Source organism: Listeria ivanovii subsp. ivanovii (assembly GCF_900187025.1).
Classification (GTDB): Bacteria; Bacillota; Bacilli; order Lactobacillales; family Listeriaceae; genus Listeria; species Listeria ivanovii.
On record NZ_LT906478.1, the window covers coordinates 2,485,274 to 2,506,614 of the forward strand.

General features: G+C 37.8%; 20 protein-coding genes. 2 read left to right on the top strand and 18 right to left on the bottom strand.

Features of this window, described 5'->3' with window-relative positions; translation table 11 throughout:
• The first annotated feature begins 19 nt into the window (after positions 1 to 19).
• A complete protein-coding gene (locus CKV67_RS12305) occupies positions 20 to 931 on the top strand; it encodes a helix-turn-helix domain-containing protein (protein ID WP_014093662.1) in 912 nt (303 codons plus the stop codon).
• Positions 932 to 988: 57 nt separating this feature from the next.
• Here the strand turns inward: CKV67_RS12305 and smpB are convergent, their stop codons facing one another.
• The 18 genes from smpB to CKV67_RS12395 form a co-directional block, all read right to left on the bottom strand.
• Positions 989 to 1,453: an SsrA-binding protein SmpB gene (gene smpB / locus CKV67_RS12310; protein ID WP_014093663.1), complete on the bottom strand. Its 465-nt coding sequence runs from the start codon at positions 1,451 to 1,453 to the stop codon at positions 989 to 991.
• Positions 1,454 to 1,468: 15 nt separating this feature from the next.
• Positions 1,469 to 3,850, bottom strand: coding sequence for a ribonuclease R (rnr, locus tag CKV67_RS12315; protein WP_014093664.1), 2,382 nt, complete (start codon positions 3,848 to 3,850; stop codon positions 1,469 to 1,471).
• A 33-nt stretch (positions 3,851 to 3,883) separates the two neighbouring features.
• The gene (locus CKV67_RS12320; RefSeq protein ID WP_025280083.1) at positions 3,884 to 4,630 is read right to left on the bottom strand and encodes an alpha/beta hydrolase; all 747 of its coding nucleotides are present in this window, start codon (positions 4,628 to 4,630) and stop codon (positions 3,884 to 3,886) included.
• Between the two features lie 259 nt (positions 4,631 to 4,889).
• On the bottom strand, positions 4,890 to 5,123 hold the full coding sequence (gene secG, locus CKV67_RS12325; protein ID WP_014093666.1) for a preprotein translocase subunit SecG: 234 nt from the start codon (positions 5,121 to 5,123) through the stop codon (positions 4,890 to 4,892).
• An 89-nt stretch (positions 5,124 to 5,212) separates the two neighbouring features.
• Complete coding sequence (locus CKV67_RS12330) at positions 5,213 to 5,956, bottom strand: alpha/beta hydrolase (RefSeq protein WP_014093667.1); 744 nt, start codon at positions 5,954 to 5,956, stop codon at positions 5,213 to 5,215.
• A 182-nt stretch (positions 5,957 to 6,138) separates the two neighbouring features.
• Positions 6,139 to 6,858 (bottom strand): alpha/beta fold hydrolase, encoded by a 720-nt coding sequence (locus CKV67_RS12335; protein WP_014093668.1) that lies wholly within the window; start codon positions 6,856 to 6,858, stop codon positions 6,139 to 6,141.
• Positions 6,859 to 6,999: 141 nt separating this feature from the next.
• Positions 7,000 to 7,173, bottom strand: a complete 174-nt coding sequence (locus tag CKV67_RS12340) for a hypothetical protein (protein WP_014093669.1) — start codon at positions 7,171 to 7,173, stop codon at positions 7,000 to 7,002.
• A 101-nt stretch (positions 7,174 to 7,274) separates the two neighbouring features.
• A complete protein-coding gene (gene eno / locus CKV67_RS12345; RefSeq protein WP_014093670.1) occupies positions 7,275 to 8,567 on the bottom strand; it encodes a phosphopyruvate hydratase in 1,293 nt (430 codons plus the stop codon).
• 123 nt (positions 8,568 to 8,690) lie between these two features.
• The gene (gene gpmI / locus CKV67_RS12350; protein WP_014093671.1) at positions 8,691 to 10,223 is read right to left on the bottom strand and encodes a 2,3-bisphosphoglycerate-independent phosphoglycerate mutase; all 1,533 of its coding nucleotides are present in this window, start codon (positions 10,221 to 10,223) and stop codon (positions 8,691 to 8,693) included.
• A gap of 1 nt (position 10,224) precedes the next feature.
• Positions 10,225 to 10,980: a triose-phosphate isomerase gene (gene tpiA / locus CKV67_RS14835; RefSeq protein WP_014093672.1), complete on the bottom strand. Its 756-nt coding sequence runs from the start codon at positions 10,978 to 10,980 to the stop codon at positions 10,225 to 10,227.
• 45 nt (positions 10,981 to 11,025) lie between these two features.
• The gene (locus tag CKV67_RS14840; protein ID WP_014093673.1) at positions 11,026 to 12,216 is read right to left on the bottom strand and encodes a phosphoglycerate kinase; all 1,191 of its coding nucleotides are present in this window, start codon (positions 12,214 to 12,216) and stop codon (positions 11,026 to 11,028) included.
• Positions 12,217 to 12,350: 134 nt separating this feature from the next.
• On the bottom strand, positions 12,351 to 13,361 hold the full coding sequence (gene gap / locus CKV67_RS12365) for a type I glyceraldehyde-3-phosphate dehydrogenase (RefSeq protein WP_014093674.1): 1,011 nt from the start codon (positions 13,359 to 13,361) through the stop codon (positions 12,351 to 12,353).
• Between the two features lie 32 nt (positions 13,362 to 13,393).
• Positions 13,394 to 14,440 carry a sugar-binding transcriptional regulator gene (locus CKV67_RS12370; protein ID WP_014093675.1) on the bottom strand — a complete coding sequence of 349 codons (1,047 nt, stop codon included), beginning with the start codon at positions 14,438 to 14,440 and terminating at the stop codon, positions 13,394 to 13,396.
• Between the two features lie 443 nt (positions 14,441 to 14,883).
• Positions 14,884 to 16,227: an RNA polymerase factor sigma-54 gene (gene rpoN, locus CKV67_RS12375; RefSeq protein WP_025280084.1), complete on the bottom strand. Its 1,344-nt coding sequence runs from the start codon at positions 16,225 to 16,227 to the stop codon at positions 14,884 to 14,886.
• Between the two features lie 159 nt (positions 16,228 to 16,386).
• Positions 16,387 to 17,313, bottom strand: a complete 927-nt coding sequence (locus CKV67_RS12380; RefSeq protein WP_014093677.1) for a dipeptidase — start codon at positions 17,311 to 17,313, stop codon at positions 16,387 to 16,389.
• A 77-nt stretch (positions 17,314 to 17,390) separates the two neighbouring features.
• Positions 17,391 to 19,553, bottom strand: a complete 2,163-nt coding sequence (locus CKV67_RS12385; protein WP_014093678.1) for an MMPL family transporter — start codon at positions 19,551 to 19,553, stop codon at positions 17,391 to 17,393.
• A gap of 79 nt (positions 19,554 to 19,632) precedes the next feature.
• Entirely contained in the window at positions 19,633 to 20,241 is a 609-nt protein-coding gene (locus tag CKV67_RS12390) for a TetR/AcrR family transcriptional regulator (RefSeq protein WP_014093679.1), read from the bottom strand.
• Between the two features lie 19 nt (positions 20,242 to 20,260).
• Positions 20,261 to 20,656 (bottom strand): hypothetical protein, encoded by a 396-nt coding sequence (locus CKV67_RS12395; protein WP_014093680.1) that lies wholly within the window; start codon positions 20,654 to 20,656, stop codon positions 20,261 to 20,263.
• A 303-nt stretch (positions 20,657 to 20,959) separates the two neighbouring features.
• On the opposite strand from CKV67_RS12395, the gene CKV67_RS12400 reads away from it, so the two are divergent.
• The gene (locus CKV67_RS12400) at positions 20,960 to 21,295 is read left to right on the top strand and encodes a YjgN family protein (protein ID WP_014093681.1); all 336 of its coding nucleotides are present in this window, start codon (positions 20,960 to 20,962) and stop codon (positions 21,293 to 21,295) included.
• The last annotated feature ends 46 nt before the right edge of the window (positions 21,296 to 21,341 follow it).

Below are 21,341 nucleotides of genomic sequence, written 5' to 3' on the forward strand. Positions count from 1 at the left end.
ACAAAAGGAGTTGTGTTTTATGCAAAATGTCGGTGATACGTTAAAATTCATTCGAAAAAGTAAGAGCTTAACACAAAAAGAAGCTTGCTCTGAAGCACTAAGTCGTTCTAATTACCAAAAGATTGAGAATAATAAGATCATGCCGAGTATAGACCGTTTTATTCAAATCTTACTTAATTTTAATATGACACTAGAAGAATTTGAGTTCGTTAAGCGTGATTTTACACCTTCTCCAAAAGAAAATATCCTTTACTTATACTCCAAGATTCTCACTTCTTCAGAAACAGATATTCTCACAGATGTTATTTCCAAATGCGAGGATTACTTAAAAGAACACCCAACTGATATCTTTATTTCAGATGTGAAAGCTTCTCTTGAAGGTATTTTGCTTGCCGAAAAAGAACATGATTTCAAATTAGCTCGAGAAAAAGTAGCTTACATTTGGGAAAGGTTATCCAAATCAGGTGAATTATTTTGGAATGATATTATGGTCTTAAGAAATATTTTCTTTATTTTTGAAAATGAAACCGCTCAACATATTGTCAATCGATTAATTGTTCAACTTAAGAAATATCGCTATTTATACCCAACTCTTTCGATTGAGATTTCCCTTCACGTCAATCGCGCCACTTACTTAATTTTAGATGAAAAGTATGAACTTGCCTTATACTTTATCGAAAAGTCCATTAAAATAGCTAAGCAAAATCACTACTATATCCAGTTTTGTATGGCTGTAGCTAAAAAAGGCATTGTGCTGTATAAATTAGGGGAAAAGGAGGCTGGAAAAGTATTTATGCAACGGGCGCTTCGAGTTGCTAAAGTCCTTGAAGAAGAGCGGATTTTAAGTGGCATTAAAGATGAAATTAATTATTTCCTGCATGATGATATTGAGCAGCTTTCCTTAAATGAAGCAACAAAGATTAATTTATAAAAAAAGCCTAAATCTAGTTTCTTCAACTGTTTAAGCTGAATGACTAGATTTAGGCTTTTATTGTTGGCGTTCTTTGAAAGCACGCTCAATATCACGTTTTGCTTCTTTTTGTTTTAAATCTTGACGTTTATCGTATTTCTTTTTACCTCTAGCTACTCCAATTAAGACTTTTGCGTAGCCATCTTTAATATACATTTTTAGCGGAACAATCGAATAACCAGACTCTTTTGTTTCTCCAATTAAACGGCTAATTTGTTTTTTATGAAGCAGTAACTTGCGCGTTCTAAGTGGATCGTGATTAAAGCGGTTCCCTTGTTCGTATGGGCTAATGTGCATATTGTGTAAGAAAATTTCCCCTTTATCAATACGTGCATAGGAATCTTTTAAGTTTACCCGCGCATTTCTAACGGATTTAATTTCAGTACCTTGCAGGACAATGCCAGCCTCAAAAGTTTCTTCAATTGCGTAATCGTGGCGCGCTTTTTTATTTTGCGCGACTAGTTTACCATCACCTTTTGGCATAACTCCCCATCCTTTCTAGCGACGTTTTTTCTTTTTCGGGCTTTCTTTTGCTACACCTTGGTAAAAAGGTTTTTTCTTCTTTTTCTTCTTCGGCTTAGTATACCAATCGTCTTCTTTACGTTCTAATTTTGGTTTCAGATCTTCTGATTCACCAGTTCGGCGTTTATTACGATTATTTTTTGTACCGCTCTTAATGTTTCTCGTTTTATCTATTGGTTTTTCACGTTGACGTTTTTGTTTTTCACTAACTGGACCTGGTTTACCTTCACTGCGAAGCGCAAAATCAATTTCGCGAGCGTCTACGTCTACTTTAGTTACTTCTACTTCTACTTCATCACCAATACGATAAATTTGACCTGTACGTTCACCAATCATTGCTAATTGGTTTTGGTGGAATTTGAAGTAATCACCTTTCATTGCACTAACGTGGACTAAACCTTCAATGGTTGTTGGCAGCTCAATAAATAAGCCAAAATTCGTTACAGAACTGATGATACCAATAAAACGTTCACCAACTTTATCAACCATGAATTCGGTTTTCTTGAGTTCATCGGTTTCACGTTCTGCTTCCACTGCTCGGCGTTCCATTTTCGAGCTGTGTTCAGCAATCTCAGGAAGCTCCTCAGCGCGTTTTTCTAGTGTTTCTGGACGAACATCCCCGTTAATTAAATACTCTCTAATTAGCCTGTGAACAATCAAATCTGGGTAACGTCTGATTGGTGATGTAAAATGCGTATAAAAATCTGTTGATAGACCAAAATGTCCCGCACTTACCGTATCATATTTCGCTTGTTGCATAGAACGAAGCATCACCGTTGAAACGACCATTTCTTCTGGCTTACCTTTTACTTCTTCTAGCACTTGTTGTAATGCTGCTGGATGAATATCATTAGCAGTCCCTTTAACAATTAAGCCGAAATTAGTAATAAATTCAAAGAAACGAGCTAGTTTATCTTCTTTTGGATCTTCATGAATACGATAAATAAATGGTACATCCATCCAGTGGAAATGTTCTGCCACTGTTTCGTTTGCCGCAAGCATAAATTCTTCAATCAGATGCTCCCCAGCAGAACGTTCACGCATTACAACAGCTTCTGGATGTCCATCTTCATCAACTACCACACGAGCTTCTTTAAAATCAAAATCAATCGCACCACGTTTTTCTCGTTTAGTTCGAAGTATTTCTGCTAAATTTTGCATTGCTTCAAGCATTGGAACGATAGCTGCATACTTTTCGCGTAAAGCTTCATCTTTTTCAACTAAAATATCATTTACATCCGTATAGGTCATTCGTTCTGTTGTTTTAATGATACTTTCAAAAATTTCATGCTTAACTACGTGACCATCTGCATCAATTTCCATTTCACAACTCATTGTAAAACGGTCTACTTGCGGATTAAGCGAGCAGATACCATTGGATAATTTGTGTGGCAACATCGGAATTACTCGGTCAACCAAGTAAACACTCGTTCCACGGTCCTGAGCTTCAATATCCAGTGGTGAGCCTTCTGTAACATAATGCGTTACATCTGCAATATGAACACCCAATTTCCAGTTGCCATTTGGTAATTGTTGTACTGTTACCGCATCATCTAAATCTTTGGCATCCGCTCCGTCAATCGTAATAATGACTTGATCACGTAAATCACGACGGTTGCCTATATCAGAGCTATCCACAACATCAGGAGCCTTACTCACTTGCTCCATAACTTCTTCTGGGAAAGCGATGGAAATACCATGTTTATGAATAATCGATAAAATATCCACTCCAGGATCGTTACGATGTCCAATAATCGACTTCACAACACCTCTAGCACGAGCATTTCCAGTTGCATATTCAGTTAATTCAACAATCACTTTATGTCCATCTACTGGTTTTAAACCATCTTCTAAGTCAATCTCTACTTCACCAAAAAGTCGCTTATCATCAGGTATTACGATTGGCGTGCCTGTTAAATCTTCCATATAAGTTCCGACAATTTGTGTCGTTTTTCGTTCAACGATTTTTTTAATAGTTCCTTCTGCCAAATTGTCCCCTTTGCGTTTTGTAATTGTCGCAAAAACGAGGTCTCCATTCATGGCATCTTTTACTTCATTAGGTGGAATAAAAATATCGTCCAGTTCTTTCTCTTCTGGGAGAACAAAGCCAAAACCACGTTCATGGGCACGGAATGTTCCTTTTACTAAATCCATTTTTTCAGGTAGGGCATAACGATTCTTCCTTGAGCGGACAATAGTTCCGGAATCTTCCAGTTTTACTAAAGATTTGACCATTAATTTAAAATCATCTGCATTGTTTAAAGCTATTTCTATTTCTAAATCTTCTAACGCGAATGTTTTATTCGGCGTTTCAGTTAATAGATTAATAATTTTTTCTTCCATTTGTTTTTGTTCCACTTCTGTCCCTCCTCTCTCTGTTTTAAAAATTGTTTATTCTTGCCAGTCTAGACTATCTAAAAAGGTTAAAATAGCTTGATTTACTTCTTTTCGTTCTTTATCTAGTGTTATTACATGACCAGAATTTTTGAACCAATGTAATTCTTTTTCTGTTGACTCTACTGTATCATAAATTAACTGTGCTCCGCTTACATCGACCATATCATCTTTTTCCCCTTGAACAACCATAATTGGGGCATAAATCATATCCATTTCAGCAGCCACACCATTTATTTCATCTTTTAGTTTTGCAATGGTATTCATTGGCGCGTCTTTGTATGCCAACATTTCACTATCAATTTGTTCTGGTGTTTTACCTTCTAATTTTTTATAATTACGAACATACTCCAAAAAGCCTTGAATGATTGGCGATGAGCTGTCCATTCTTGTAGGAGTGCTCATGGCTATAATTCCCTTTAATGGCTTAGAAAAACCTAATTTTAATGAAAAAAGTGCCCCTAGTGAAAGTCCAGCCACAGCTATTTCTTTATAACCAAGCGACTTTAAGTGGTCATATGCTGCAAGAACATCTTCCCACCATTCTTTCGGGCCTGTTTGTAATAATAAATCTGGTGACACACCGTGACCTCTGTATTGAGGTGCATAACATGTGTAATTATTTTCTTGTAAAAACCTACCTAGAATTCTAACATCCGCTGAGCTTCCTGTAAATCCGTGTAAAAGCAATACTGCTCGAGGACCTTTTTCGAATAAAAATGGTTGTGGTGGTGTTATTTTCATAGTAACTTTCGCTCCTTGATTCTTTTGGGAGTTTTGTCGTGTTAGTTATTTTTAATAGGTGTGACTTGTATTGGAGTTCTTGGGTAGCTGATTGTTTTTAGTTTCTTGGGTTTTCTCTATTTGATGGATACTTCCGTTTTTTTGGAAACAACGCTTCACTTTGTTACGCCTTGTATTGGAGTTCTAGGGAAGCTTAGTACGCTTCCTGAGAACTCCAATAAAAAACCACCTAAATTTTCATTCAGGTGGTTAACTCTCGTTACTGTACAAAGTATGCCAGTGCAATTAGTATTACGAAGAAAACAATGGATAGAACGATGGTTGTACGATGTAGAATAAGTTCTAGTCCTCTTGCTTTTTGTTTACCGAATAATTGCTCAGCTCCACCAGAGATGGCGCCGGATAGGCCAGCACTTTTACCTGGTTGAAGTATGATAACTGTAATTAACAGTACTGATACGATGATAAGTAAGACCGTTAAAACTGTACTCATTGTTCTTTCCTCCTAAAACCGCCCAATTTGACTAAAGATAATTTTACCATATTTGTGATTATACGTAAAGACTTGTTTCGATACAATTATTAAACAACTTTTTCCTCTAGCCAAACTAAATCGTCCAAGAAGTAGATTAAATCTTCTTCTAAAATATCTTTTTCACAGTCATTGACAATATCATGACCTGATCCTGCATAGAAACACAACTGTTTATCGTCTGTGTGAATGTGTTTGAAAATATAATTGGCGTTATCTGCATCGATTTCTTCATCTTGGCAGCCCTGACCGATCATAGTTGGAACGTGAATTTTCTCGATATCTCTTGCAACATTTTTGTAAAAACTAGCACGTGCTTCCGTCATAATGTCAATCTCAGGAAGGTAATTTTTCAACATATTATCGGCTTCTTGTTCTACTATACCTTGTTTCTTTAATTGTTTAGTTAAATAGTTTTCGATTGGAATATAACGCATTTTGCGGTTCACATTGGCGCATAGTGGAACAATCGCTTTTGGTGAAAATGATTCTGCCATTTTGAGTGCAAAAACACCACCCATAGCCACTCCGACAATTGCAATTTCATTATATCCATCTTTTTCAAGTTGACGATATCCAGCCACCGCATCTTCATACCACATTTCCGGTGTTGTTTTCAAGAAAATAGCGGGTTCATCCCCGTGCCCCCTAAAATTTGGCGCATGTACTGTGTACCCATTTTCTGCTAGAATTTCTCCAAGTTCTCTTACGTCTTCTGTAGTCCCTGCAAAGCCATGCAAGAGCAAAACAGCACGATTTCCCGCTTTTAACGTAAAGCTACGATCCGCACTCATTTTTACGCAATCCTCCTAATATCATCACTTTTGTAATCCACTCTATTGTAGCTCATATCAAGTAAATAAGCTAACTTTTGAGTTCTGACCAATAGACCAATATTAACCCTATCTCTCAAAGTTGTCAAATACTTTTTTCGAATGTTTGAAACACCTTGATATGAAAGGGTTTTTGGTATATTTCAATTGTGAATTTTTGCGTTTAAACCTGCGAAAAAATTATGAATTAATTGTAACAATTGCTTTGGATTTTGCCGCGGTAAAAAATGCGTTCCATTATTGATAATTTCCATCTCGCCACACTGAACGGAATGAATCATTTTCTGTGTATCTTCCGAAGAAATCATATCAAATTCACCTATTACAGCTAAAAGTGGCGCACTAATTCTCTCTAAGTCTGCCTCTGACATATGCGGATGATAAATTGTCAAGGCGAGTTGGCGTTTCATTCGATCGAAAAAACGGCTAAATGGCGCAAAAACGCATGCTGCTCCATAAGCAACCCGGCAAAATAAATCTGGCAAGAACCGAATTTGATTAACATGATAATTTGTTCCAATAACAACAGATGCAATTTGGCGACTCGGCTGCATTTTCCCCATTACTAGAGAAATAATCCCACCATCGCTATAGCCAACAACTTTATATTTATCGATTTTTAAATAATCAAGTAGCGAGAGCATATCTAATGCCATTATTTCAAAATCTAGCGGTGTAGTTCCAGCATCACTTTTACCATGACCTCGGCTATCTACTGCTATCACCATATGATCGAGCGCTAAGTCATCTGTTATCTGCTTCATCGCACGGTGACTTTGACCATTTCCATGAATCAAAAGAACCGGTTCGCCTTCTCCTACAATTTTATAAAATAAGTTAATTCCGTTGATTTTTGCAATCATAGAGCATTTCTCCTTGTGGAAACTTTTTCTATCCTTATTTTACACCAGATTATACTTGATTTCCTATAAAAATGCATTGTTTCTATCGTAGTCAAATGAAAATACGTCTGATTCCATTATTGCTAGAATCAGACGTATTATTTATTTCATCAGTCTCCGATGGAATTGTTGTTGCGGCATATCTGCATGGATGATTTTCTTCGGTACAGAATGCTTCTCGGCTAAGGGGTGGCTTTTTTCATGCACCACAGCGTCTTTGATTTTTGGAGTTTCGAGCACTTTTGAGGTCTGAGCATTTTTTACTTTCATCAGCATTACCTCCTCTTCAAAACATTACCCCACTAGTTATTTTTAAAACAGAAAAAACACCGCGAAAATTTTACTTTTCGCGGTGTTTAGCGTTTTATTCAATCAACTTATTTTTTTAAGTTGTAGAAAGTGTCGTTACCATGATATTCAGCAAGATCAGCCAAATTGTCTTCGATGCGGAGTAATTGGTTATATTTTGCAACACGGTCAGTACGAGTAGGTGCACCTGTTTTGATTTGACCAGCGTTTGTAGCTACTGCAATGTCAGCGATTGTGGAATCTTCTGTTTCACCAGAACGGTGGGAAACAACTGCAGTGTAGCCAGCGCGTTTAGCCATTTCAATAGCATCCAATGTTTCAGTCAAAGTACCAATTTGGTTAACTTTGATTAGGATGGAGTTAGCGATACCTTTTTCGATACCTTCTTTAAGTTTAGTTGTGTTAGTTACAAATAGATCGTCACCTACTAATTGAACGCGATCACCAATACGTTCTGTAAGTAGTTTGAATCCGTCCCAGTCATTTTCGTCTAGGCCATCTTCAATAGAGATGATTGGGTATTTAGTAATCATTTCTTCATACCAAGTTACCATTTCTTCAGAAGTACGAGTTACACCTTCACCTTTAAGTTCATATTTACCAGTTTCGCGGTTATAGAACTCACTTGATGCAGCATCCATCGCAAGTTTAACTTCTTCGCCAGGTTTGTAACCAGCATCTTTAATTGCTTGCATGATTGTTTCAAGCGCTTCTTCATTGGATTTAAGGTTTGGAGCGAATCCACCTTCATCACCAACACCAGTGTTTAAGCCTTTACCTTTAAGTACAGCTTTAAGTGCGTGCAGAATTTCAGCACCCATACGTAATGCTTCTTTAAAGTTAGGAGCGCCAACAGGCATTACCATGAATTCTTGAACGTCGACATTGTTATCAGCATGTTCTCCGCCGTTAAGGATGTTCATCATTGGAACTGGAAGAACTTTACCGTTCACTCCACCAAGATATTCATATAAATGTACGCCAAGTTCGTCAGCAGCAGCACGAGCAGCAGCTAAAGAAACACCAAGAATAGCGTTAGCACCTAATTTACCTTTGTTAGGTGTACCATCAAGTTCGATCATTGCTTTGTCAATTCCGATTTGGTCAGTTACGTCAAAACCGATAATTTTGTCAGCAATAATATCGTTTACGTTTTCAACAGCTTTTAAAACACCTTTTCCAAGGTAACGAGATTTGTCGCCATCGCGTAATTCTACAGCTTCGTATTCACCAGTTGAAGCACCACTTGGAACTAAAGCACGACCAAACGCACCAGCTTCAGTATAAACTTCAACCTCAACAGTTGGGTTACCGCGGGAATCTAAGACTTCGCGAGCATAAACTTCAGTAATAATAGACATTTATAATTCTCTCCTTTGTTGGATTCATTTGAATGAAGAAATTAATCATTCAAAGACCCATCCGTTTTTAAATTCGTTTTCATTGTAGCTCTGTTTTCTAAAAAACAAAAGCAATAACTAAAATTATTTTTGAATTAAACTTTCGCCTGTCATTTCGGCAGGTTTTTTAACGCCAAGCAAGTCAAGCATAGTTGGCGCAACGTCAGCCAGACGACCACCTTCACGAAGCGTTACACCTTTTTTCGTTACAATTACAGGAACTGGAACGGTAGTGTGTGCTGTATGTGGCTTTCCTTCAGGAGTAGACATTGTTTCAGAATTACCATGGTCGGCAAAAATAATCGCTGATCCACCTTTTTCTAAAATAAGGTCTACTACACGGCCAAGGTTTTCATCTACTGCTTCGATTGCCTTAATAGTTGGCTCAAGCATACCTGAGTGTCCAACCATGTCTGGGTTTGCAAAGTTTAAGATAATGGCATCGTGTTTGTCGTTTTTGATGTCTTCCACAAGTGCGTCTGTTACTTCATACGCGCTCATTTCAGGTTGCAAATCGTATGTTTCTACTTTTGGCGAGTTGATGAGAATTCGGCTTTCACCAGGGAATTCTTCATTTCGTCCACCATTCATAAAGAAGGTAACATGTGGGTATTTTTCTGTTTCAGCAATACGCAGTTGCGCAAGACCTTCATTAGAAAGTACTTCACCAATTACATTTTTCATTTCAATTGGCTCAAATGCAACTTCTGCAACAATGCTTGGGTTGTAAAGAGTCATTGTAACGAACTTGATGTTTTTAGGGTGATTTTCACCACGGTCGAAATGGTCCCATTCTTTATCAGTGAACGCGTTAGAAAGTTGAATCGCTCGGTCAGGACGGAAATTGAAGAAAATAACTGCATCGTTGTCTTTTACTGTTGCAACAGGTTTGCCCTCTTTAGTAATGATAGCTGGAACAACGAATTCATCATTTTTGTCATTAGCGTAAGAAGCTTTGACAAGTTCGATTGGATCTTCAAATTTTTCACCTTCAGCGCTTACGATTGCTTTATATGCTTTTTCAACACGTTCCCAGCGTTTGTCACGATCCATTGCATAGAAGCGGCCAGAAACAGTTGCAATCGCGCCATAGTTTAAATCACTAATGGCTTTTTGTAATGTTTCTAAATACTCTACAGAAGATTGTGGAGCCACGTCACGTCCATCAAGGAATGCATGGATGTAAACGTTTTTCACGCCTTTGTCTTTGGCTGTTTCAAGTAGTGCAACGAGGTGATTAATATGACTGTGCACACCGCCGTCTGAAAGTAAGCCAAACAAATGTAGGTCCGAATTGTTTTCTTTTGTATGGGTAAAAGCATTGTTTAGGGCTTTATTCTCTTGGAATTCGCCTTCTTCAATTGCTTTATCAATACGTGTTAAGCTTTGGTAGACAATACGTCCAGCTCCGATGTTTGTATGGCCAACTTCGGAGTTACCCATTTGACCTTCCGGAAGACCAACGTCAAGTCCAGCAGCTTTAAGTTCCCCGTGAGGAAAATTAGCCCAATAACGGTCAAAATTTGGTTTGTTCGCTTGAGCTACAGCATTACCTACTGTTTCTGCACGTTTACCAAAACCATCGAGGATAATAATTGCTACAGGTGATTTACTCATTTTATTTTACTGCCTCCAATAATGCTAAGAACGATTCTGGTTCTAAGCTTGCTCCACCTACAAGAGCTCCGTCAATATCGGACTCTGCAAGATAATCAGCAATGTTTTCAGGTTTTACGCTACCGCCGTATTGAATACGAACTGCGTCTGCTGCTTTTTGAGATACAGCATCTGCAACTTCGGCACGAATAACTGCACAAGTTTCGTTTGCATCAGCACTTGTGGAAGATTTTCCAGTACCGATTGCCCAGATTGGTTCATAAGCAATAACAGATTTGATTACTTGTTCTTCCGTTAATCCAGCAAGTGCTGCACGGATTTGACCGCGAACCCAAGTATCAGTTTGACCAGCTTCACGTTGATCAAGTGTTTCACCACAACAAATGATTGGTGTCATGCCATGTTTGAAGATTGCGTGTGCTTTTTTGTTGATATCTTCGTCTGTTTCGTGGAAATACTCACGTCGTTCAGAGTGTCCGATAATCACATAAGAAACACCTAAATCAGCAAGTGCAAACGGGCTAATTTCGCCTGTGAAAGCACCTTCGTCCTCGAAATAACAGTTTTGTGCAGAAACACGTAGATTAGTTCCTTCAGTAAGACGAACTAATTCTTGTAAAAATAAAGCCGGTGCAGCAACTACTGATTCAACAGCATCGCTTGAAGGTACATTATTTTTTACGTCTTCTGCAAATTGTCCAGCTTTTGCAGCCGTTTTGTTCATTTTCCAGTTACCAGCAATAATTGGTTTACGCATTTGGATAAACATCCTCTCGATATTAAAAATTATTTTTGGTTCAGCTTATTTGTCGCTAATGGAAGCAACACCAGGAAGTTCTTTACCTTCAAGATATTCTAGAGAAGCACCGCCACCAGTGGAAATATGTGTAAATTTGTCAGCAAAACCTAAGTCCATAGCTGCTGCTGCAGAATCTCCACCACCGATAATTGTAGTTGCATCAGTTAGGTTTGCAATAGCTTCACAAACGCCAATTGTACCTTTAGCAAAGTTGCTAAGTTCAAATACGCCCATTGGACCATTCCAAACAACTGTTTTAGCACCTTGAAGTTCTTTAGTAAATAAGTCGATTGTAGCTTGACCGATATCAAGTCCCATTTCGTCAGCAGGAATACTATCTGCATTCACTGTGTGGAAAGGAGCATCGTTACTGAATTCTTTAGATACCACAGCATCAACTGGTAATACTAATTTGTCGCCAGCTTTTTCAAGTAAGCCTTTAGCAAGTTCGACTTTATCTGCTTCTAAAAGAGATTTACCGATTTCTTGACCTTGAGCTGCCATGAAAGTGAAAGTCATTCCGCCACCAACAAGTACTTTGTCTGCTTTTGTAAGTAAGTTTTCAATAACACCGATTTTGTCAGAAACTTTAGCGCCACCTAGGATTGCTACTAGAGGACGAGCTGGATTGTCAACTACACCGCCGATAAATTTGATTTCTTTCTCCATCAAAAATCCTGCCGCTGATTCTAGGTTAGAAGCGATTCCAACGTTAGACGCGTGCGCACGGTGAGCAGTACCAAAAGCGTCATTTACGAAAACGTCGCCTAGGCTAGCCCAGTATTTTCCAAGTTCTGGATCATTTTTGCTTTCTTTTTTACCGTCGATATCTTCAAAACGTGTATTTTCAAAAAGAAGTACTTCGCCGTCTTTTAACTCAGCAATTGCTTTTTCAAGTTCTGGACCACGAGTAGTAGGAACGAATTTCACTTCTTTACCAAGTAATTCGCTTAAACGAGCGGCTACTGGACGAAGAGATTTCCCTTCTTTATCTTCTTCCGTTTTTACTTTTCCAAGGTGAGAAAATAGGATTGCTTTGCCGTTTTGTTCTAAGATGTATTCGATAGTTGGAAGTGCGGCTACAATACGGTTATCGTTAGTGATTTTACCGTCTTTCATTGGCACGTTAAAGTCAACACGAACTAAAACTTTTTTGTCTTTTAAATCTATATCAGTTACAACTTTTTTAGCCATTTTAGAGTTCCTCCATTGATTTTAAAGGATTAGGGTTGCCCCGTTATTTCAGAAAATAAGCGGAAACAATAGTGTCTCCGCTTATTCTTGTTATTGCTGAAGTAACAAGCGCTTCAGTAAAATGAATCTGCTAATTATTTAGCAATTTTTGCAAAGTATTCTAAAGTACGTACTAATTGAGCAGTGTAGCTCATTTCGTTATCGTACCAAGCTACAGTTTTAACTAATTGTTGATCGCCAACTGTAAGAACTTTTGTTTGAGTTTCGTCAAATAAAGAACCGAAAGTCATACCTTTGATATCAGAAGAAACGATTGCGTCATTAGTGTAACCGAATGTTTCTGGATCAGAAGCTGCTTCCATAGCTGCATTTACTTCATCAACAGTAACTTTTTTGTTAAGAACTGTTACTAATTCAGTAAGGGAACCAGTTGGAACTGGAACACGTTGAGCTGCTCCGTCTAATTTACCTTTAAGGCTTGGTAATACTTCACCGATAGCTTTTGCAGCACCAGTTGTATTAGGGATGATATTTTCTGCAGCAGCACGAGCACGACGGAAGTCACCTTTTGGATGTGGAGCGTCTAATGTATTTTGGTCACCAGTGTATGCGTGAATTGTAGTCATTAGGCCTTCAACAACACCAAATTTGTCTTCTAAAACTTTAGCCATTGGAGCTAAACAGTTAGTAGTACAGCTTGCACCAGAAATAACTGTTTCAGTTCCGTCTAATGTTTCATGGTTTACATTGTAAACGATTGTTTTCATGTCGCCAGTTGCTGGAGCGGAGATAACAACTTTTTTAGCGCCAGCTTTAATGTGTAATTCAGCTTTGTCTTGTGCTGTGAAGAAACCAGTACATTCAAGAACGATGTCTACTCCTAGTTCACCCCATGGAAGTTCTTCTGGGTTACGGTTAGCTAATACTTTAACTTCTTTACCGTTTACTTTGAAGAAACCATCATGTACTTCTACTTCACCGTCAAAACGGCCTTGAGTTGTATCATATTTTAACAGATGAGCTAACATTTTAGCGTCTGTTAAGTCATTGATTGCAACAACTTCAATTCCTTCCACATTTTGAATACGACGGAATGCTAGACGTCCGATACGTCCAAAACCATTAATACCAACTTTAACTGTCATAAGTCAATTTCCTCCTTGAAAATAGTGTTTTTTTATTTCAAAAGGGTATTACTCCCTTTTAAAAGCGTCTTTGCTGCTCCTTCATCCGTAATTAAAATCGTATTTTTGGGAGCACTCTTCATATACGATTTGATTGCTTTGGCTTTCGATGTACCACCTGCAACAGCGATAATGTGCGGGATTTGCGCTAAGTCTTCAAATTGAAGACCGAATGTAGGGACCTTATGTACAACCTCGCCTTGTTCATCAAAATAATAGCCAAATGCTTCACCAACAGCTTTACGATGGATGATTTTTTCAAGTACATCTTCGCTGGTATGTCTGCGTTTCGCCATAGCGAGTGCATCACCAATGCCTAAAATAATTGCATTTGCGGATTGTACTAATCGTAAACCTTCTTGAATTGCCGGTTCTTTCAGTAATGAACGATAGGCTTCTTCGCCAAGTTGTTCAGGTACATAGAGAACTCGGTGCTTGGTGTTCGTCTTTGTTGCCATCTTATCACAAATTGTATTCGCTTGATTGTCAAGGTCTTCACCAATACCTCCACGACCGGGAACGAACAGTAATTCTCTGCCTTTTGCAAAATCAGTTGTCATCATTTCGGCAACAGTTGCCATTGTAGAGCCGCCCATAACTGCGACGATGTTTCTTTTTTCAGTGAGCGCCATGTCTAATTGTTCTACTGCCACACGACCCATTTCCTCGCGAACCCATGGCGTATCATCACTATCACCTTGCACTACCAAGCATTTTTTGATTTGCAATTTTTTTGCTAACTGCTCTTCCATCGAATGTAACCCTGAAAGCTGATTCATGACACTTTCTAAATCACGAAAAACAATCAAACCTTCTTTTGTAACGGTCATTCCGGATGAAGCAATTTCTACTAACCCTTGCGCTTTCAAAAATTCCACTTCACCGCGAAGGACTCGTTCACTCATACCAAGCATTCCGGCAAGTGTGCGTCTTCCAACTGGTTCAGAAAAATAAATCGAGCGTAGGATTTGATAGCGTTTTTGCATAATCATTAAAACGTCGGGCAATAACTTTTTCTGAATGTTAATTAGGTCTGACATTTTTAATTGCTCCTCATCTTTGGACGCTTATCGACCCACTTAGCCATATGGCGTCCCGTTAGAACTAAAAAAAGTAGAGATAGAGGTTTAACGTACCTTTCAAGACTATTAAACTAAGCTAGTTCAGCTTGTCAACAATGTGTCTCTCAATGTGTTTTTTACCCCTTCTCTTTTTGCTTACATCGGTGAAACTTCTTTATTGTTCTTTTACTACCCTACGTTCCCTATTCTAACAGTCTTAGCGTAATTCTTCAAGTGTTAAGTGGGACATTTATGAAATCTTCACCTAGAATTTACAATTGATTTTCTTCTCGCAAACTTCTAAATAGGCTATATTAGTTGTTTTCCACCTCTCTTAAAAATGAAACATGCTCTCAATGATTTTTTTATTTTTAAAAGACGTTTTTTGTCCCACAGCCTACTCTTAGGGCAAAAAACGTCTTTTAAAATCTTTTTCTTTTAGATGATGATGGAATATTTAGTTCTAAACGATATTTAGCAATCGCTCTTCTAGAAACTTGAATTTCTTTATCTGCTAACATATCTACTATTTTTTGATCAGAAAGTGGCTTTAATTTATCTTCTGCGGATACGAATTCTTGCACAAATTTTTTAATCGTCGTGCTGGAAACATCTCCTAAATTCTCATTTTCAGAGGACTTTTTCTGTAATCCAGATGCAAAGAAACGCTTCAATTCGTATACACCTGTACTTGTTTCCATATATTTGCCATTTACTGCACGACTAACGGTAGATTCATGAACACCTAATTCTTCTGCTACTTCTTTCAAAGTTAACGGCTGTAAATGCGCTGAATTATCTAAGAAATAGGCTTTCTGGTGTTGCACAATTGCTTCCCCCACGCGCTGTAAAGTGTTTTCTCGTTGTTCAATTCCTTTTTTAATCCAATCAAATTCTCCCGCTTTTTCTCTTAAGAATTGCGCAACATCTTTTTCTTCGGTTGCGCGCATCGTTTTATAATAAGTAGCCTGGAAGCGAACTTGCGGTAAAAATTGTTTCGCAAGTGTGACAGCTAGTTCCTTATCTTTTTGTAATAAAATTAAGTCTGGCACTACATATTGCACGCGTTCCGATTCAAATTCAGAACCTGGCTTTGGATTTAAAGTTTGAATATAATCGGATACTTCTTGAATATCTTGCAAACTAACATCCATTTCTGTGGCAATCTTCTTCCATTTTTTCTCGGCAAATTCTGTGAAGTACTTTTGAATAACATCATACGCGATATAAGGAGCATCAGGGGACCGCTCGATTTGTAGTAAGATACATTCGCACGCATCTCTTGCTCCAACACCAGCTGGTTCCATGCTTTGTAAAATCTCAAGCCCTTCTAATACGCTTGAATCATCCGTCAAAAGCGCAGCCCTGACATCTTCTAAATCAATTTGTAAATAACCACTATCGCTTAAACTTTCTATTAAATATAACACAATTATTTTGTGTGTTTGTGTCACGTTCATTAATTGCAACTGTTCTTTTAGCGCATCAGCTAAAGTCAACTTATTATCTGCAATTTGTTCTAGCCAGTCTGTATCATCTGAACTTCCAGAACTTTTACGGCTGCTATAAGAAAAATCTGTTCCAATATCTGAGCCTGGAATCACTTCAATTAATGGGTTTTCAAGTGCTTTATCTTCTAAAAATGCCATTAAATCAACTGTTGTGAACTGTAGCATAGCAATAGACTGTGACAATTGTTGCGTCATATTTAATTTCAGCGATTGTTTTTGTTGTTGCTTTTGGACGAAATTAGATTCTAAACGCACATTAAAACCTCCATTAAAAATCAGCTTGATATTTTTATACCAAACTAAATGATATCCCATTCCTATTTGTTATTATAACACGGGGATTTTCAAATTACAGTAGATTCTGTTTATTCCATCGCAAAAAATCCAAGTGCGCAACTAACACTTGGATTTAAATTAGTTTGGTAAATGATTTAAAAAATTCTGAGAAGCAAACCCTGCTACTTCTTCTTTGGTAAAGTTTTTTTCTAGCACTTTCAAGAATGCTTGATATTTCGAAGCGTTTTCCAGCCCTTTAACATGGGCTGAAATTCCATCAAAGTCAGAACCAAAACCAATGTTTTTAACTCCTCCTAATTCACAAATATGGTCAATATGGCGAATAACATCCTCTATATCAGCGACGCCAGAATTAGTTGTGAACAATGGATGGAAAATCACATGAACCATCGCATCATGTTCAATCATTGCCTTAATTTGATCATCATCTAAATTTCGTGGATGTGAACAAATCGCCTTTGCACTAGAATGACTAGCAATCACAAATTCAGCTTCCTCCAAAGTATCCCAGAAAGCTTTCACACTTAAATGCGAAACATCTGTAAATATTTTTCGGTCGTTTAAAAGGCGAATAATTTCTTTGCCGAAATGTGTCAAGCCAGCACCACGTTCTTCCATAATTCCATCCGCTGCTAGATTGGCGTTATTCCAAGTCAAACCGACAGATAATACACCTGCATCGAGTAATTGTGTTAATTTATCCATATCATGTCCAATTGGCTCAATGCCTTCCAATGTAAGCATAGCACCAATCTTCTCTTCTGGAAAATTTTCTAAATCGCTCCATTTTTTCACTTGGCGAATTATCCCACCTTTGTGAAGCACATGTTGTTTGAAAATATTAACTTGCTCCACCGCTTTTTTCCATTTATGCTCTACTGGCACACAGTCATCAAGAAAAATCGCAAACCCTTGTAGTAACATCTTTGCCTCTATAAGTCGTTCAAAATTCACATCTAGTTCTGCCGCATCTTGGAAAGTGTATTTTCCTTTTCCAGCTTGCAATTTATAAAGCACATCACAGTGTGTATCAATTACTCTCATTTTCTGTCGTTCCTCCTTTTAGATACATCTATTATATACTTTTCGGAGGATTAGACAAGCGATTTTAAAAAATGGATTTATTTCGTCATTTTATGCTTTTTACCTGGCCAAAATGCCCATTTTCCAAGGAGTACTGTAATAGACGGTACTAGGAACGGACGAACGATAAATGTATCTAGCAAGACGCCTATTGCTGTAATTAAACCAAATTGTACTAATAATTGGATTGGGAGCGTAGTTAAAACCCCAAATGTTCCTGCTAAAATTAAACCAGCCGAGGTTATAACGCCACCTGTCTGTCCTACCCCTTCTGTTATCGCTTGTCTGAGTGGTAGTTTTTCACTATTTTTCCAAATGCTAGAAATCATAAATATGTTGTAATCTTCCCCAAGTGCCACGATGAAGACAAAAGCATACAGAGGTATTAAACCAGATATCGCATCCACTCCCATAGCATAATGGATAATGACCCACCCTAGTCCGAGCGCCCCCACAAAAGAAAGCAGCACGGTTGCGACTAAATAGAGCATTGCTGTAATGGAACGTAAATAGCAGAGTAGTAAAATCGCAATTAAAGCAATAACTAACGGAATAATGACTTTCTCGTCATGCGTTGTTACAGCACGCGAATCGAATTGTGTTGCAGTTTGTCCGGCGATATAAACATCATTTCCTTTGTCTGCAGCCGAGCGAACTTTTGGTACAACATCCATCGCTTCGTTACTATATGGGTTATCTTCCAAAATCAATGTATATTTTTGATAGCCATTGTTTCGTTCTGGTCTTGATACTGACTTAACCCCGTCCACATTCTCAAGAGATTCTTTCATGGATTCCTTCGAGTTCACAACAACTTCCATCGGGGCAAGCATACCCGCTCCAAAGTGATCACTAATTAACGTGAATCCTTCTCGAGATGGCATATCCTCTGGAAAAGTTGAAAGTGTGTCATACGTATATTTGACTTGTGTCGTAAAAATACCGCAGCCAATTAAAATTATCAATGTAATAATCAAAATTCGCACAGGATGTTTCGCGGACATCTCACCAATTTTATGCCAGAAACGATTTTCTTTGTGGTGTTTCGGTGTTTTGGCTTTTTTCTCCGAACGTTTCTCTTCCATTTCGACTGTTCTTGGGACAAACGGCCAGAATGAAACGCGACCAAAAATACCTAACAATGCTGGTACGAGCGTTAATGATGATATCATCATAATGAAAATTGCTAAACTAAATGGTACTGCAAAATTATGAAATGAACCGTACTCGGCAGCTAGAAGTAATAGAAGTGCCGCCATGACAGTCAAGCCACTTAGAGCAATTGCTCCGGCCGTTCCACTAAAAGCTTCTTTAAATGCTTGAAAACGATTTTTTTCGTTATGCAAATGACTTCGGAATCTGGATATCAGGAATAAACAATAATCTGTTCCTGCCCCAAACAGCAATACCGTCATAATCGAGAGCCCCTGCGAACCGTATGTGATAATTCCTTCTTTCGCCAATAAACCAATAATTGGCGTAATCACCAAGTAAGCAAAACCTACCGCAATTAAAGGAATTAAAGCCAAAATAGGCGAACGATAAATCACTAATAAAAATACGAGTACAAGTAAAACTGTTCCAATTAGAAGTGATACATCCGCATCTTTAAACAGACCACTCGCATCGACACTTATCCCTGCTGGACCAGTTGTTCGAGCTACTAATGTGTCGCTCGCTGTCACTTTTTGAGCAAATGGATTTTCACCAATGGTTGTTTTTGCTGCTGACTCTAGCTGATTAAAGCTTTTCGTCAACTCATCTGATGTCGCGCTATCTTCCATAATCACTGTCTGGATAAAAGTTGTGCCATCTTTGGAAACTTGTTGTTTTAAGACTACTGGCGGCATTTTATCATAAGGAACAGCTGTTTTCTGAAAATCTACTGGGTTTTCTGTTAGCTCCTTGCTATATTTTTGAATATTAATTAAGTCTCCAGTTGTTAAACCTGTAGAGCGATACCAGGTAATAAGCGCAGGCACCCCATCTGTTCCTGCAAATTGCTCATCAATTAATTTTTGCGCGACAACGGAAGGTTCTGAACTAGGCAAATCTTTCGCTGCATCATCTTTATAGTCTGCAGCTTTTGGAAAAAACATTTGTAAAACGATGATTGCAATAATCCAGATTCCAAGTGTGATAAATCGGCCTTTCTTCCCGCCAACTCCATTTGCAACTTTGCTTAAAAATCCATCTTTCATTTTAAATCCCCCTTTGAAGTTTGCTCTATTTTCGTTTATCAATTGATAAGTGAATCGCCAAAAAAAGAAGCACGTTCAACTATACCTCTTTTTTTGAAATACCAAACATCATCAAATCAATCAGTTCTTCCATTCGTTCTGTCGTAGTTTGTTTTTCCGCAAACTCACTTTTCCCAGAAAAAAGTGGGCTAATAGTTGCTAAACAATATCTCGCCGCCACCTCGGCACTGACACCCTCACGCAGTTCGCCAGCAGCTTCTTGCTTTTGGAAAAATTCTTGAAAAGGAATTAAATATGTTTGTTGCCATAATTGATACAACAAATATTGATTTTCAGGTTTCATTTCATTCAATATGTCGTGAATCATTAGTAAAATATTGGTTGGATGCTTTTCAATTAACATGATTAGCATATCCCGAAGTTGTTCTTCCTTAGGTTTAGTTGATTGCAAAAGCGGGTGCATTTCTATTTGGATTTGCTGTGTTAATTCACGGACTACTTCAATATAAAGTGCTTCTTTATCTTCAAAATGATGGTATAGGGCTGGTTGAGTTATATTTAAACGGTTTGCTATTTCTCTAGTGGACACTGCTCTGTAACCTTTTTCCATAAATAAATCACGCGCGGTGTTTAGAATTTTCCTTCTAGTTATTGCTAATTCTTCTGCTCTTGTGCGTTTTTTTTGCATCATCGCCCCACCCTTCTTTTCATTCTACAGATAACAATTGAAGCTTCTTATTAATTAATTTTTGCAAAGTTTCTTTATGCCATTTTCTCCCAAGAACATGCTTACTGACAAGATATTTGCCTTCTTCAACCTCGCCATCTTCTGTAACAGCACGAATGTTTAATTGGTAAACTAGTTTCTTTTTAGCTAAACTTATTTGTTGAATCGTCTTTGCATCTAAGAAGTGCATTTCTGCATCGCTTAATTTAAATACAAACGTAAACATGCCGGCCTCCGTAAAAGCGAGAACGAGCGTATGCCTACCTCGCATATTAGGACCCGCGTATAAAAAATCCATTGTATTAACGGTTAAATTATTTTCTTTACTGTATACTCTAATTTCTTCCTCTAATCGCTCTCTTAAACTAGCTGCCAAAATAAGCGCCTCCCTTGCTGGTTACCATTTTACCAGAAAAAAATTGTATGTATATGCCTTTCCATTTTAATTCTCTATAATAATAGCATTATTAGGCCAAAAAAAGTATAGCTATAAAGAGCTAAAACTGCTTTTTAGAGAGATTTCTTTCATTTATAAAGAATAAAACCTATATATATGAATTAATAGTCTACTTGTCCTCGTAGTTATGCTAAAATAAATGCTGTGGCTATGAAAGCTAAAACAATACGGTATAAGCGTTTTTACGATTATATATAAATAATAATAGGAAGTTGGGAGAAAATGGGGGAATGGAACACCATTGAAACACGAAATGGAAGAACATCATTTTTTGATGGGGGATTACTGCAGTATATTGGTTGGACAATACTTGGATTCATTGTAACTATTTGTACAATTGGTATTTGTTATCCGTGGGCGTTATGTATGGTCTACGGCTGGAAAATAAATCATACAGTTATCGAAGGCAAACGTTTGAAATTCCAAGGATCTGCGGTTGGACTTTTTGGACACTGGATCAAATGGTTCCTACTTTGTGTTATCACAGTTGGAATTTATGGTTTCTGGGTTTTCATTAAGTTAGAAGATTGGAAAGTAAGAAATACAATTATTAAATAACAAAAAAACATCCTGCAAACGGGCTTATCTCCGCCATTGTAGGATG